Origin of the sequence: Dyella japonica, assembly GCF_040545895.1 — a bacterium.
Classification (GTDB): Bacteria; Pseudomonadota; Gammaproteobacteria; order Xanthomonadales; family Rhodanobacteraceae; genus Dyella; species Dyella japonica_D.
The window spans coordinates 174,254-188,286 of record NZ_JBEPMU010000004.1; the positions used below are offsets into that span (position 1 = coordinate 174,254).

At 55.6% G+C, this 14,033-nt stretch carries 14 protein-coding genes and 1 tRNA gene; 10 read left to right on the forward strand and 5 right to left on the reverse strand.

The genetic code is table 11. The annotated features are described in order from the left end of the window. Nucleotides 1-133: 133 nt before the first annotated feature. Nucleotides 134-505 carry a nuclear transport factor 2 family protein gene (locus ABIC75_RS14050; RefSeq protein ID WP_354014500.1) on the reverse strand — a complete coding sequence of 124 codons (372 nt, stop codon included), beginning with the start codon at nt 503-505 and terminating at the stop codon, nt 134-136. A 168-nt stretch (nt 506-673) separates the two neighbouring features. Between ABIC75_RS14050 and ABIC75_RS14055 the strand changes: the two genes are divergently transcribed. Then, nucleotides 674-749, forward strand: a tRNA-Ile gene (locus tag ABIC75_RS14055). Between the two features lie 176 nt (nt 750-925). Continuing rightward, nucleotides 926-2,143, forward strand: a complete 1,218-nt coding sequence (locus tag ABIC75_RS14060; protein ID WP_354014501.1) for a tyrosine-type recombinase/integrase — start codon at nt 926-928, stop codon at nt 2,141-2,143. A gap of 348 nt (nt 2,144-2,491) precedes the next feature. On the opposite strand, the gene ABIC75_RS14065 is transcribed toward ABIC75_RS14060, so the two are convergent. From ABIC75_RS14065 to ABIC75_RS14080, 4 genes are all read right to left on the reverse strand, one after another. Then, on the reverse strand, nt 2,492-2,740 hold the full coding sequence (locus tag ABIC75_RS14065; protein WP_354014502.1) for a helix-turn-helix domain-containing protein: 249 nt from the start codon (nt 2,738-2,740) through the stop codon (nt 2,492-2,494). Between the two features lie 612 nt (nt 2,741-3,352). Then, the gene (locus tag ABIC75_RS14070) at nt 3,353-3,748 is read right to left on the reverse strand and encodes a hypothetical protein (protein ID WP_354014503.1); all 396 of its coding nucleotides are present in this window, start codon (nt 3,746-3,748) and stop codon (nt 3,353-3,355) included. Nucleotides 3,749-3,763: 15 nt separating this feature from the next. Beyond that, nucleotides 3,764-4,216, reverse strand: a complete 453-nt coding sequence (locus ABIC75_RS14075; RefSeq protein ID WP_354014504.1) for a helix-turn-helix transcriptional regulator — start codon at nt 4,214-4,216, stop codon at nt 3,764-3,766. A 94-nt stretch (nt 4,217-4,310) separates the two neighbouring features. After that, nucleotides 4,311-5,312 (reverse strand): hypothetical protein, encoded by a 1,002-nt coding sequence (locus ABIC75_RS14080; protein WP_354014505.1) that lies wholly within the window; start codon nt 5,310-5,312, stop codon nt 4,311-4,313. Between the two features lie 1,472 nt (nt 5,313-6,784). Here ABIC75_RS14080 and dbpB (ABIC75_RS14085) point away from each other — a divergent pair. Genes dbpB (ABIC75_RS14085) through ABIC75_RS14120 form a run of 8 tightly spaced genes read left to right on the forward strand, consistent with a single transcriptional unit; the run spans nt 6,785 to nt 14,021 of the window. Then, nucleotides 6,785-7,912 carry a DGQHR domain-containing protein DpdB gene (gene dbpB / locus ABIC75_RS14085; RefSeq protein WP_354014506.1) on the forward strand — a complete coding sequence of 376 codons (1,128 nt, stop codon included), beginning with the start codon at nt 6,785-6,787 and terminating at the stop codon, nt 7,910-7,912. After that, nucleotides 7,909-9,192, forward strand: a complete 1,284-nt coding sequence (dpdA, locus tag ABIC75_RS14090) for a tRNA-guanine transglycosylase DpdA (RefSeq protein ID WP_354014507.1) — start codon at nt 7,909-7,911, stop codon at nt 9,190-9,192. Before dbpB (ABIC75_RS14085) ends, dpdA begins: the two co-directional genes overlap by 4 nt. Continuing rightward, on the forward strand, nt 9,189-10,271 hold the full coding sequence (gene dbpB / locus ABIC75_RS14095) for a DGQHR domain-containing protein DpdB (protein ID WP_354014508.1): 1,083 nt from the start codon (nt 9,189-9,191) through the stop codon (nt 10,269-10,271). Before dpdA ends, dbpB (ABIC75_RS14095) begins: the two co-directional genes overlap by 4 nt. Next, a complete protein-coding gene (gene queE, locus ABIC75_RS14100) occupies nt 10,258-10,890 on the forward strand; it encodes a 7-carboxy-7-deazaguanine synthase (protein WP_354014509.1) in 633 nt (210 codons plus the stop codon). The genes dbpB (ABIC75_RS14095) and queE overlap by 14 nt, the downstream gene beginning before the upstream one ends. Beyond that, nucleotides 10,887-11,279, forward strand: a complete 393-nt coding sequence (locus tag ABIC75_RS14105; RefSeq protein ID WP_354014510.1) for a 6-pyruvoyl trahydropterin synthase family protein — start codon at nt 10,887-10,889, stop codon at nt 11,277-11,279. The genes queE and ABIC75_RS14105 overlap by 4 nt, the downstream gene beginning before the upstream one ends. After that, on the forward strand, nt 11,276-12,004 hold the full coding sequence (gene queC, locus ABIC75_RS14110) for a 7-cyano-7-deazaguanine synthase QueC (RefSeq protein ID WP_354014511.1): 729 nt from the start codon (nt 11,276-11,278) through the stop codon (nt 12,002-12,004). Before ABIC75_RS14105 ends, queC begins: the two co-directional genes overlap by 4 nt. 20 nt (nt 12,005-12,024) lie before the next feature. Continuing rightward, nucleotides 12,025-12,873, forward strand: coding sequence for an HNH endonuclease (locus tag ABIC75_RS14115; RefSeq protein WP_354014512.1), 849 nt, complete (start codon nt 12,025-12,027; stop codon nt 12,871-12,873). Then, nucleotides 12,870-14,021 carry a DGQHR domain-containing protein gene (locus tag ABIC75_RS14120; protein WP_354014513.1) on the forward strand — a complete coding sequence of 384 codons (1,152 nt, stop codon included), beginning with the start codon at nt 12,870-12,872 and terminating at the stop codon, nt 14,019-14,021. The genes ABIC75_RS14115 and ABIC75_RS14120 overlap by 4 nt, the downstream gene beginning before the upstream one ends. Nucleotides 14,022-14,033 lie beyond the last annotated feature (12 nt).

Here is a 14,033-nt window from a genome sequence, read left to right on the forward strand (position 1 = left end):
GCGAGTCATCCAGCGCCTCTACAGTCGGATATGGCGCTTCTTTAGCTCGTCATTCCGGCGCAGGCCGGAATCCAGCGCCTCTATGGTCAGCTGTCGCGAAAAAGTTCCGCCGGGCTCTTAAAAAGCAACCCGATCACTCACTGTAATCCCCGATATAAACCAACAACCCATCCCGCTGCCGAAACTCGCTCCGCCCATTCAACGTGATCGACTGCCCCGCGCGCACCCCATTGGGCAAGTCCACGGCGAACGTCCCGTCAAACAGGATATGCACCGTCGCCGTCCCGTCGCGCTCTTCATAGGCAAGAATCACCTGCCGCCGCGCCGAAAACAGAAAGCTCGAACTCTGCGCCAGGTGACGTAACTCATCGACGCCGAACGTGCGCACGCTCAGCACGCCCGCGGTGTAATTCTCGAACACCACCTCGCGGTGCATCGTCGCCACCATGCCATCGACGTCCATGCGGTTATAGGCAGCCAGGTAACGTTCGATCAGCTCGCGCATGGCGCATCCTTCGGGAAACAGGCGCCAGCCAGGGCGCGACAGCGCAAAGTCTACGTTACCCACGCCCCGCCGCCGAGTTCCCACCTCCAAACCCGCCCAACCCCGTCGACGCCCCCGCCCGACACCGCTACCATGTTCGCCCCAAGCCGGCGCAACGCCGGCACGCAAGGGCCTATAGCTCAACGGTTAGAGCAGGGGACTCATAATCCCTTGGTTCCAGGTTCGAATCCTGGTGGGCCCACCACATACTCGTCCAAGGACTTCCAAAGAAGTTTTTGTGACTCACAAAACACCTGAATTGTAGGGATCTAGGGTCCAGGTTGGTCCAGAGTTGTCCCATTGCATCCAGTCTAAAAGTGAGTAAGGTGGTGAGTAAGCGAAAGGTTTACACCTCACGTTACTCACAACTTCGTTACTCACATGCTCACAGACACTAAACTTCGAACATTGAAGCCACGCGAGAAGGTGTACCGCGTTGCCGATACCAATGGGCTGTGCATCGAGGTGCGCCCGACGGGCGCGAAGTTGTGGCGCTATCGCTATCGGTATGCGGGTAGACCGAGCATGGCTGCATTGGGTGAGTACCCCATCATGTCGCTTGCCGAGGCGCGCAGCGAACGCGATAAGGCGCGTGCTCTTGTGAAGAGTGGAGCGAGTCCCGCTCATGTCGCCAAGGCTGAGCGGGCCACCCGATTGGAGAAGGCCGGTAACACCTTTGCATCTGTGGCTTTGGAGTTCATTGCCAAGCGTGAGAAGGAAGGAATGGGAGCAGGCAGCGTGGAGCGCAGCCGGCGCCTGATCGAAAGTGACTTGGCGAGCATAGGTAGTCTGCCTGTGGCCGAGATGTCCGCGCCGGCGTTGTTGGCTGCGCTTCGCAAAATGGAAAAGCGTGGCGTTGTGGAATCGGCTCATCGTGCCCGCGGATTGGCTGGTCAGGTATTTCGCTATGCCATCGCTACTGGGCGTGCTGAACGCAATCCGGCAGCTGATTTGATCGGTGCGTTGGAGCGCCCGCAAACCAAACATTTCGCGACCATCATCCTTCCGTCGAAGATAGGAGAGCTGCTGCGCGCTATTGATCGGTACGAGGGATCACCCGTTACGATCGCGGCGTTGAAGCTGGCGCCACTAGCTTTTGTGCGTCCAGGAGAGTTGCGAAGTGCCGAGTGGTCAGAATTCCACTTGGACAAGGCCGTCTGGGATATCCCGGCTGAGAAGATGAAAATGAAGCAGCCACACCTTGTCCCGCTATCTGATCAGGCAGTGGAGCTCCTACGTGACCTGCATCTGTTGACCGGCCGCGGTAAGTACGTGTTTCCAGGTGTTCGTAGCGTGCGTCGCCCCATGAGCGAGAACACGATCAATGCTGCGTTGCGTTACATGGGCTTTGATAGTGAGACGATGACGGGTCATGGCTTCCGTGCGATGGCTCGGACAGTCCTCGACGAAGAACTTGGCTTTCCAGTCGATCACATTGAGCACCAGTTAGCGCATGCGGTTAAGGACGCCAACGGACGTGCTTATAACCGAACGACACATCTCCCTGCGCGTCGAAAGATGATGCAGGCCTGGGCAGACTATTTGGACAGTTTGCGATCCGGGGCAAAGATCATCCCCTTAGCCCGACAGAAGGCATGATGTTCGGAGATGCCTTCTTCGATCCCATCCGATTTCAGACCTATAACACCTGAGTGAAGTCGGTGGAAACTGGCTTTGCGCTTCGGCACACCGCCTGATGTGTCTGCAACGGGGTGTTCAAACTGTGATGAGAAAGAACCTGGATCTGATCTACTGCGTCCTTGTCGTGGCCGTCGCAGTCCTGTCGGGTATTCGTAAGTCCCCTGGTAGCGGCAAGCCCAAAGTCCCTTGAAGCAATGCAATTTGGGCCCATGAGCGCTTCAACCCTGGCAGGGTTGGGGCGCTTATGTCGTCGAGAGAATCGGCAGATAACGGTCAGAGGCGAACAGGGCGGCGCAACGAATGCAGTTACGGCTCTTTCTTCGCGTGTTCGCTGGCCAGTTGCTTGGCTTGTGCTAGCAGCTTGGATCGTTCCGTCTTTGACAATCGGGTAAACGCAAGAAGTAGCTCGGCTTGCTCATCGTCTTCAGCGAAGAGATAGGCCAGCGGTACATTCAACGCCTTAGCCAGCGCAGCCGCCGTATCCATGTCTGCGCGGTTGACCTCTTGCTCGTAGCGGTTGATCAGGACGCCGCCGTTGCTCTTGCTATCCGACACGAGTCCTCCCAGAGCGCGTTGAGAGAGGCCACGCAACGTGCGTGCAGCCTTCAGGCGCTTGGCAAAGATGGCGGCAATGGACTCGGACAAGTGACGGTAGAGGTAACTGAACCCCTACCAGCATCGCCCAAGCCTCCCATTGGCAATAGTCTATACTGCAACAGTATATATCTGGACGCATAAAGGCGAACTGGGGTGGATGAGCGCAGTCGTACTGCGACAGCCACCGAAAAGCAGTGCTGACTTACTCGTGAGACCAAACAGGACAGGGGATCAAATGAAGCGAATTCATAGTTGTACCTTGGTATGCATTGTGCTCGGCCTTGCCGGGTGTGGCGGCGGTGAAATCGACTATCGCCAAACCAATACGGTCAATGGCCTCCTCTACAAACTCGGTGACTCGGAACCCTTCACCGGACGTGTCCTTAAGAGCCCAATGTCCGTCAACATCTTTCGAGTGGGCACTTGCGATATTGAGGTAAAGAAAGGAGTACTTGACGGAAAAACGGTCTGCTCGACGAATGCCGGCAAGAAAGTCGCCGAGGCAAACTACTCGAAGGAACTGAAAGACGGCGCCGAACGTCGTTGGAACCCCGACACTGGCAAGTTGACCTACGAATGGACTGGTCTATCGAAGCGTCCGAAGTTCGCTACATCATCGGAAGAGACCTCGATGCCGATGTCGTCCGATGCGCTCCCCAAGTCCCGCATGGTCTGGCCGCAGTGAGGACACGTACGATGGCTCTCTTCAGCCTTCATGGCCGCCATCAACTTCTCAAACAGCGACGGGTAGAGCTTGAGGCCACCCTCGGCCAGGATCCTGATGATCTGCTTGTGCTTCAACCCGTTGCGCTTTGCGGTGGCGATCGCAGGGTAGAAGGTCTTGAATTCATCGAGCTTCTGGTGGAACGGATTAGCCGCGGTCGTCGTCAGCAGGCGGATCGCTTTTTCGGCGCGCGTTTCCTTGACCTCGCCGCCCTTGGCGGCGAGATGGTTGTCGGTCTTCATGGTGGATGTCCTTAATTAGGGGGTGCGGCTCGACTGAGCGCAGGACTCGAGATAGGCGACGACCTCGCCATGCCACCACACCGAAGGGGAGCGCCCGGTGCTGCCGAGCTTGAACGGTTTGGGCATGAGCGGATCGTAAAGAGGCGATGCGGGATTGATGCGGCCGTACAAGGTGCTCTTACTGATGCCAAGCATCTTGAGGACTTCGGGCAAACGGATGGCACGACGGTGATCCTTGGCCTGGCCATCCCCCGGGTGGCCGAGAAGACGCACCTTCTCGAAGATCTCATCAAGCCGCTGAAGGACATCGATCTCGATCAGTGAGCACAGACGCTCAACAGTCGGCTCCGGGTGGCGCGCACCGGCCTCGTGCGACAGGCAACTCGCGCGAGTACCCACGACGCGGGCTGGGTTGGCGAGACCGCGGTGGCGGCTGCGTGGGACTTGCCGGGTGGGACGATTCAACATGTCAGACTCCTTGGTTGCTTTGCAACGGCAGTGCGCTAGTGCAATGCCGTGCTGAGAAGTCTGAGTTCGAACTATCCGTTCGAATCATCGGCAGCTAGCCATGGGCTTGACGTTTAACTTTCTTTGCTTTAAGCCTCGCCTGCTGTTCAATCTGCGCGGTGATGCATCGATATTGGGCGGCGATGTCCGGGTAGGGCGTTTTGCTTTTTGTCGCCCACTTTTGCGCCGTGTCAGCGAGCCGGTCAGTGGTCGAGTTCACCACCTTCTTTGCCGTCGTTACCTGAGCCTCGTAGGCTTTCAACGTGCTAGCGTACCTTGGATCTTTCGCAATGACCTCTGCAACCTGGCCCCACAGGTAATCGGGGTCCTTCATCTTCTTGTCGATGTCCAGGTTGCGGAGCACGTCAAGGACGGTGGTGGCCATCGCATCTCGCGCGACCTTGCCCTGGCGCTTTCCCGCATCACTTTTCGACTCCGATTCCGTTTTCGCCGATAGCGTCATCCCCACGTAGAGATGGCATCGGACGAGGGCGTGCAAGACCCTCAAGTCATCTCCTGCATCGCGCGCATTCTTTGCCTCTATCCAGTAAGCAATGGCAATTTCCAGGGTGTCATCGGTCGTCACCTTGATCTTGGGCTTGAGAGCGACTCGCTTCGCTTGTATCGCGTCGAAATCGTCGGCGTTTCGGTAGACGACGCGCGCCTCATCCCCTTCGCCAAGGGTGACCACGTCGCTCATCCAAGCGGCGGCCCATTGCGCATCAAGCGCCCGGATGTCGCTCCTATTCTTGACAACGTCCTCACTGGTTTTCCAGTGCGCGTAGGCGGTTGCGTTCCCCTGTTTCTCCAACCTCTTACATACTTTGTTCCAGAGCGTGTCGAACGATCGCGGATGACGTTCGCGAGACGTATGTGTGTGTTCGATCTGCCTCAGCGTCTGCCCCAGAAGCAAGTCAAGATCGGGGAGCCCCTCACTACTGTCGTACCACCCATTGTCGCGAAACGAAGCACCATGGTTCGTTGGGACCAAGCGTGGCGTTCGATTTTTTGCCGCGTTGTTGATGACTTGCTGTTTATGGAGCGTAGGTGCACGCATGAGCTTGAATAGACCTGACTGGGCTTTTGGCTAGCCTAGCAAAGGGCCTTGCCGAGTGTGCGGGTACGTGGACATCTACTCTTGCGCCGCGCCGTTCCATCCGTAGCGCACTTCCACGTAAGAAACTTGCGCATTGGTTACTCCCAGGCCCGGGAGGGTAAAGACGATCAGTGATCGTCGGGTCGAGCCGTGCAGATCAGGGGCCGCCAGGGTGAGCCTGTCCATCAGCCAGCGGAACGCTGCATGCCAGTCACTGGCGATATTCTGCGCCGTTGTGTTCGGAAGAGTGGCTACGCGTACTCGGGTCTCGTATCAGCTTTCGTGATTACGTTTCGGACGATTCGATGGCATCGGTGACGCCTTGCGCAGTTCTTTGCTCAGCCGGCGGAAACTGCACTTCCAATGCTTGGCAAGGCCATGCAGTTTTTTTGACAATACATATCAAAAAAGTGCGCATGGTCTGTTGACTAATTGCAGGGCCCATGAGCTAATACGCGGGGGAAATCCGTATCCCTTCGCGAGGATTTCGGGGCTGCCTAAGTGATTGATAAATCTTTAAATGGTGTCGCAACGGGCGTGAGTGCAATTGCCGCGCCTTGTAGCGCACGTAAGGAAAAACTGCCTGCGGATACTCTCAGGGCGGCAGACTTGCCGCGGGGGAGCCAACGACTGGTGGCCAAAGCTTGGCTTGGCCGGCTTGAGAGTGCTGCCGTTTCAGAATGGACCCTTGCCAGCGACCTGTACGCGGGGCGGTCCTTCCGAAGGATCCGGGACGTTGCGAATGGCCTGGGCTGTCGATTCTTTGTCGTTTCGGCTGGATTGGGGTTGCTTGATGGGGCAACGGCAATACCGAGTTACGATCTCACGCTTTCTCCGACTGGTCCCGGTGCGCTGCGGCAGCGCCTTACCCACGCTCCCCTGCCTTCCGAGTGGTGGGCGAGCCTCGATGGAAGCCCGTTTGCTAGTTCACTAAAGAATCTTTGCGCGGGTCGTGCAAGAGTGCTCATAGCACTTACCCAGCCGTATGCGGAGATGGTTGGAGAGTCTCTGGCTAACTTGCCCGAGATCGATCGTAATCGCCTAAGAATTCTTGGCTACGGGCTCAAACCGTACTTATCGCCGGCGCTACGCCAGCAATTAATTAGGTACGACGATCGCCTGAATGAGATTATTCCAGGCACTCGCCTGGATGGGGCATCACGCGCATTGGCGCATTTTGCAAAGTTGGTAGCGACATGCCCGTTAGCTAATCCGGAAGCTGACCAGAGCCTGGTCGACACAGCCCTTTCGGCGGTCCAGCTTCCTGTACCCGCGTCGCGCAAACGGGTAAGTGACGCCGTGCTGGCGATACATGTTGACCGATTCATCAGGCTCGGCCTTTCCGCAACGAATGCACTCAAGCGCCTGAGGTCAGAGGCCCAAATTGCGTGCGAAGAAGGTCGGTTCCGTCGCCTATACGAAGAGGCGTTAGGATGAAAGCGATAAGTGGTTTCTCAATCCGCGCATTGCGCTCATTTCAAGCCGGTATTCCTCTTTACACGTTCTTCCTGCCCGGCGCGACAGTGCTTGAGATCGCCGACATTTGTCGTTTGTCGCGCTCTAAAAATGGCTTGGATGGTTTTCAAAGGGAGGCAATTCAGCGTCACATTCAGGGCATGGTTCAGTACTTAGATAGCGGCAACGTGATCTTTCCGAACGCCATTCTTCTGGCACTTTCGCCGCGGGCATCCTTTACGCGCTCGCGAGGGCCTGCGCCCGAGGGACTCATTGATGCCAGTGACTCTGGCGTACTAAAGCTCCCGCGTCCAAGCGATGGCAGCAAATGCGCTTGGATTGTCGACGGTCAGCAACGCTCCACAGCTTTAGCTCGTGCCCAAGACAGCAGTTTGCCAGTGCCTGTGGTTGCGTTTGTGTCTGACAACCTTCAAGTGCACCGCGAGCAATTCATCCTAGTAAATAAGGCGCGGCCGTTGCCAAAGCGCCTGGTGGACGAATTGCTGCCTGAGGTTGACGCTGCACATCTTCCGGTCGACATGGCCATGAGGCAGATTCCGAGCGCACTAGTTGATCGCCTCGACGCTGACCCGTCATCGCCATTCTTCGGAATGATCCGTCGTACAACAACTGGAAAGGATCCAAAGCGGGTTGTTACGGACTCCGCGCTCGTGCGCAGTCTCCAGCGGCAGATTCATCAACCACTGGGTGCGTTGGCCTCTTTTCGCTCGTTGGACGGTGCGAGTACAAATCCGTCCGGCATGTTCAGCGCGGTGGTGCAGTTTTGGGCTGCAGTGAAAGAGTCGTTTCCCAGTGCCTGGAACCTTCCACCGGAACAGAGTCGTCTGACGCACAGTGCGGGAATCGAATCAGTTAGCGCCCTGATGGACTACTTGATGCCACGGGCTGTGCAACAAGATGATCCTCAGGGGTATCTAGTCAACACATTGCGGCGTATCGCGCCCAGTTGCGCTTGGACGAACGGCGTGTGGCCTGATCTCAATTGCGCCTGGAATGAAATCGAGAGTACATCTAAGGATATTCGACGCTTGACAGACCAACTGATTCGCTTAGTGCAGTCGCCCAATCTTCGGCAGGTGGCATGATGAAGTTCATCTATGCGGATGCAATGGATTTCGTCGATCCGCAGTTCGATTTCAAGAACGATCGCAATTCCAAGGGGCGTATCGTCCAATGGGATGACGAATATCCGCACGAATTTCTCGACAGAGCTCCCTATGACGGGATCCTTGTCTCCCGCGGTGTCGTCGGTGACATTCATCGGAATGGCAAGTACACCTTGCCGCAGATGATGCGCTTTCGTCGCGAAGGCGCAAGGCGTTTCCTACGCTATGGCGAAGATAAGTATCCAGACAGCCTTCTTTTTGGCGATTGCGGTGCTTTCACCTATCGCGACGAAAAGGTCCCGCCATATTCTCCGGCCGACACGCTTGAGTTCTATGCTGACGGCGGCTTTACCCACGGTTGTTCTGTGGATCACATCATCTTCGACTTCGATGAGGGTAAGGGTCGGGTACGCGAGGAGATGCCTCAGGAAACGCTTGATCGCTACGATCTGACGTTGCAACTCGCCTCGGAATTCCACGTGCAGAGCAAATCCCTTAAAGGTTTCACGCCCATGGGAGTGATTCAGGGATGGTCGGCACCAAGCATGGCATGGGCAGCAAGCCAACTCGCGCGTATGGGTTATGACTACTTGGCAGTGGGCGGTTTAGTGCCCCTAAAAGTCCCTCAAATACATGCCGCGCTGTCCGCCATTAGGGAAGCCATTCCGTCACGAGTCCGTTTGCACCTTTTGGGCTTTGGCAAGATAGAAAATTTAGCCGAGTTCGAGCGATATGGCATTGCCAGCTTCGACACCACATCGCCGCTGCTTCGCGCATTCAAGGATGCGGTAAAGAACTACTTCGCTCGCGACTCCGAAGGTGAGTTGAGTTACTACACTGCGATTCGTGTGCCTCAGGCACGCGAGAACAACAAACTTAAGGCCAAAGCTCGTCGTGGAGTATTGCACCAGGAGACCGCTTTAAGGCTTGAAATCAGTGCGCTAGATGCTGTCCGCCAACATGTGGCGGGAGAGTTGGCTATCGAAAAGGCCTTGGACCGCATTCTCGAGTACTGGAAGGCTCTTAACTGGCGTGAAGATCACGATGAGGCCAGCCAACTGCGAGCACTAAATAAACAGCGTGAGATCTATCGTCGCACCCTGGGCGATAGACCTTGGCAAGACTGTGCTTGCAGGGTTTGTCGCGAAGGTGGCGTAGAGGCGCTTCTCTTTCGCAACAGCAATCGCAACAAACGTCGTGGCATGCACAACTTGCATGTCTTCTATCAGCATTTACTCGCTCACAGGCACGCCGCATGACCCGTCTCAAGTTCAACGCTCTAGTTCCGGATCAGGCGCGCAATGCAAAAGTGGCCTTTTTTGTATCAACCGCAGCCGAGATTGCCAAAATCGCGAAGATCGATCGTCTAGCTCGCACGGTTGATGGAACGCCTAGCGGGTTTCAACGGCCGCAGATTGCGGGTCATATCCGCGAGATCGGTGACTACCTGCTTCGCGAGGATGCCATTCTGGCCAATCCGATCGTGCTCGGGTTTGTGGATCGCGCCTCTATCAAGAAGACAAATACTGGCCACGAACTGACCATCGACATTACGGCTGGAGCTCCTGGCTGGGTAGTGGACGGGCAGCAACGGTTCAGCGCTTTGAGGGAAATTAACCGCCCAGACTTCCAGGTGCCCGTCTCCGCCTTTATCTGCGAGACAGAAGAAGAACTACGCCGTCAGTTCATTCTGATCAACAACACTAGACCTTTGCCCAAGGGGTTGATCTACGAGTTGTTGCCAAGCGTCGGCGGATTGCCCCATCGCTATCAGTCGCGGGCTGAAGCCGCGAGCCTGGTCGAGTCGCTTAATTATCGTCGCGGTTCCTCGCTCCGGGGCATGATTCATGGTCAAACAAATCCACACGGCATCATCCGTGACACCATTGTGCAGCGCGTACTTATGAACTCCCTGTCGGACGGCGCGCTCCGTCTTTACAGCGATGACTCGAAGCTCCTTCACACCAAGGGAGTTGATCTGATCAGCGAATTCTTTCATGCCGTCAAACATGTGTTCCATGATGCTTGGAACGACCATACACCTAAGACCTCTCGACTGGTTCACGGCGTCGGAATCATTTCGATGGGGTTCGTCATGGAGTACTTGCACGCAGCTACGGGTGCCACCAAGCGAGAACATTTCATTGAGCCGTTAACGGCTTTGAGGCCGGTGACGGCCTGGACCGAAGGGGAATGGGAATTCGGACCGGAGCGCCGCCGTTGGAACAGCCTGCAGAACGTATCGTCGGACTGGAAGATGCTAGCCTTCTATATGGTTCGCAACGCGCAGCGCGTCGTTGAGGGGTCGCGACCGGCGAACAGCAATGTACGCGGTTAAAGAGATCTTCTACACCCTTCAGGGTGAGGGCTTCCATGCAGGCAGCCCCGCTGTGTTTTGTCGCTTCTCTGGTTGCAATTTGTGGTCAGGACGCGAGCGAGATCGGGCCTCTGCAGTATGTAATTTCTGCGACACCGATTTCGTAGGTACCAACGGGGTGAATGGTGGCAAATACCCCGAAGATGGTTCGCTGCCGTATCAGATTGCGGATCTCTGGCCTCATCACGTGACTGAACATCGTTTAGTTGTTTTCACCGGTGGTGAGCCACTACTGCAATTAGACGAGCCTTTGATACGAGCACTGCATGCCCTTGGCTTCAAATGTGCGGTCGAAACCAATGGCACACTCGAGCCGCCAGAAGGAATTGACTGGATCACAGTCAGTCCCAAGGGGACGGCGCCGGTTCGACTGACGAGGGCAAACGAACTCAAACTTGTGTTCCCGCAGCCGAACGCGCTACCAGAGCAGTTTGACCACATTCGAGCCGACCACCATTTCCTCCAACCAATGGACGGCGAGCAGCGAGAACGAAACACGCAAGCCGCCGTCGCTTATTGCAAGGCCAATCCGAAATGGCGGTTGAGCATGCAAACGCACAAGTACTTGGGGATCCCATGACTGTCTCACTGTTCAACGTATGGAAAGAGTTCCGCTTCGACGCAGCCCACCAGCTCGACGCAGGGCCGGGCGGTGATCCGCGCTACCGTCGGTTACATGGCCACTCCTATCAGGTCGAAGTCTGGGTCCGCGGCCCACGTACCGAGTTCGGGTGGGTCGTCGACATGGGGGAGCTTGAGCGGCGTCTGCAGGCGGTTCACGCCGATCTTGATCACCGGTTCCTAAACGACGTCGATGATCTTGGCCCGCCCACGATGGAGAACATTGCGGCCTTTGTATGGACCAAGCTTGTCGACATGCCGCAACTGCATCGTGTAATGGTCAAGCGCCAACAGAACGGCGAAGGCTGCGAATACTACGGTCCGCAATTCGCGGAGGGAGCGCAATGAAGACCAGTGGACTCAATCCCAACGGGGCACTGGTCGTGTTCTCCGGGGGGCAGGATTCAGCTACTTGTCTGGCTTGGGCCCTGGATCGGTTTGAGCACGTGGAGACTGTCGGCTTTCACTATGGACAAGTACATCATGTCGAGATGACGGTTCGTCATACGGTTCGCGACAAGATTGCAGCATTGAACGGCGGATGGCGTAGCTGCCTCATGGCAGATCATGTATTCGATGCAGGAATTATCGGTCAGATTGGACAGTCCCCCCTTACTGGTGGCACTGCCGCTTCGATGCTGAGCCAAAACTTGCCTGATACGTTCGTGCCAGGCCGAAATTTGTTGTTCCTAACTCTGTCGGCGGCGTTGGCATATCGCCGAGGGCTGAAGCACATTATCACGGGCGTCTGCGAAACCGACTTCTCGGGCTACCCAGATTGCAGAGACGACACGATCAAAGCGTTACAAGTAGCCGTAAACCTTGGTACTGATGCGCCCTTCGTGATCCATACGCCACTGATGTGGATCGACAAAGCACAAACGTGGGCGTTGGCCCATGAGCTTGGTGGGGACGAGTTGGTACGCGTGATTCAACAGGAAACGCACACGTGCTACCGCGGCGATCGAGTGGATCTCCACGACTGGGGCTACGGCTGCGGCGAATGTGCGGCTTGCATGCTCCGATCGTCCGGCTGGAAATCTTTTCAGCGTTCAAAGAAGCAAGCTGCATAAGGAGTTGACGTAGTTCGGGCATGGCTATTGAGACATGGCGGTCGGCGACGAAAGGCGAGGATTTATTATTTCTGCTTGCGAGTAGCTTTCGCAGGCAGGACGTGCTCGGCCCTGAAAATTTCAGACCAAGTATCGACTACTCGAGGTCAGTTGCCCTCTCAGGATTCTTTGCCGGTGCTTTCCTTCTAAATGTATTTGCTAGATCCCTCCGGGTGGGTGATGAAGTAGTACGCAGGTTTGGAGATTCTTCAGAAACCCAACTCGCCCGAGAAATGAGGTTTGAACTCCTCAGCAAACTGGATTTAGCTGAAAGCGATCTGAAAGACGGTGCAATGGGTCGAATAGGAGACGCAGTCATTGCTGCTGTGTATGCGTCCGACCGCCCCATATCCAATGGTTTGCGGAAGCTCGTCAAAGAGGAGTTTCCCAAGCCGCAATGCTACGCGTGCGGGAAAGCGCTCGGCTGGCGTGCATCAGCAGGACTACCAGTGGTCTCGCTTGACCACGTTTGGCCTGCGGCTTGGGGCGGAGATAGCGTTCTCGAAAACTTGTTGCCTGCTTGCAGCGATTGCAATACATCACGAAATGATTTGATCGGTTGGCAATGGGTGTCAGCGCAGGCATTGGTCGGCGAGCATGATTCGGGTAGTTTTCTAGAAAGACTTCCACGTCAATACAAAAATTCGATACATCTCCGTGCCGTCGTGGCTTACGCCTGTTCGGCTAGGGTTACGTTAAAGGATGCGGCCATCCTGATCGGGCCCGTACTGTTGGAACCACAGAAGATCGATGAACGAGACACAACTGATTTCTTCAATCTTGTCGCTCACGACATTGATCGCTATGACCCAAGCTGGAGTCGTGAATGAAATACGAGGCATTTGTTTTTAAGCAGCGCGGAAATGCATCTCCTAGTCTCGCGCTGTTCTACGCCCCCGCGACCGAGATCCTTGAGTGGGCGGCAATCGATCGATTGGCGCCGAAAGAAAAGGGTGGTGTTCAGCGTATCGAGAACAAAGCCCGTACAAAGCACTTGGCGGAGTTCTTCCGAAGGCATGAACAGAATGTGATCCCGACCTCGGTGATTGTTTCATTGGAAGGGGTCGTTGTTTCTGAAGAGAACGGAAAGACCGTAATTAACTTTGACGTAGCCAATGATGCGGCCAAAAAGCCAGGTCTCGTAATAGACGGTCAGCACAGACTGCTAGGTATGAGCCAACTAGACGAGCCCGTCCTGGTTCCAGTGGTTGCGCTGTTAAACGTGGACGATGGAGAGAAGGCGTTTCAATTCATCGTGATCAACAACAAGGGGCAGAAGGTCCCAACCGATCACATTCGTGCGCTCAGACTCGACTTCAAAGAAGACAGTCTCAATGAGCGATTGAAGTCCGCGAGGTTGTCTGTCAAAGATACATATACATCGGTTGGCGTAGCCAATGACTCTCCTGAAAGCCCCTTTCGCGGGATCGTGGATTGGGCGAAGACGCCAAAAGAAGATCGGCGTGTATCTGCTGCGGCCATTGAGCAATCAGTTCATCTATTAATGAATGCCGGTGATAGATTGCTTGCCGACCAAGATGCCGCCGAGGATTTTTTCTTCTCCTTATGGCGATTAACCAAGGAGGTCTGGCCGCGTGCATGGGAAGTCGACAGCCCCTATGATGATGATGTCGAAACGCACCTGCTGAACAAGAGTTCGATCATCGCTCTGACAGATTTGATTAAAGATTACTTAGTCAAATGGGCAAGTTTTCCAAAAGCATCCATCTTGCTGGACGAGCCGGAGACCTATCAGGAGCACATGAAAGAACTGCTCGACCTGATAGCCGAAGACTTTTGGCTGGTTGCGTGGCGGCTAGCAAGCCTTGATACAGCAGCTGGGCGACGCGCAATTACCGAGGGTCTGGAACAGGTTATTCAGAATCGTCGGGCGGAATTGCCATGGAATGACAAAGTTTCGCTGATCGATACGACATGGCTCAAGAGAGTGAAATACAGGACGCTTCAAGAGGATTAGACGTTCGACTCT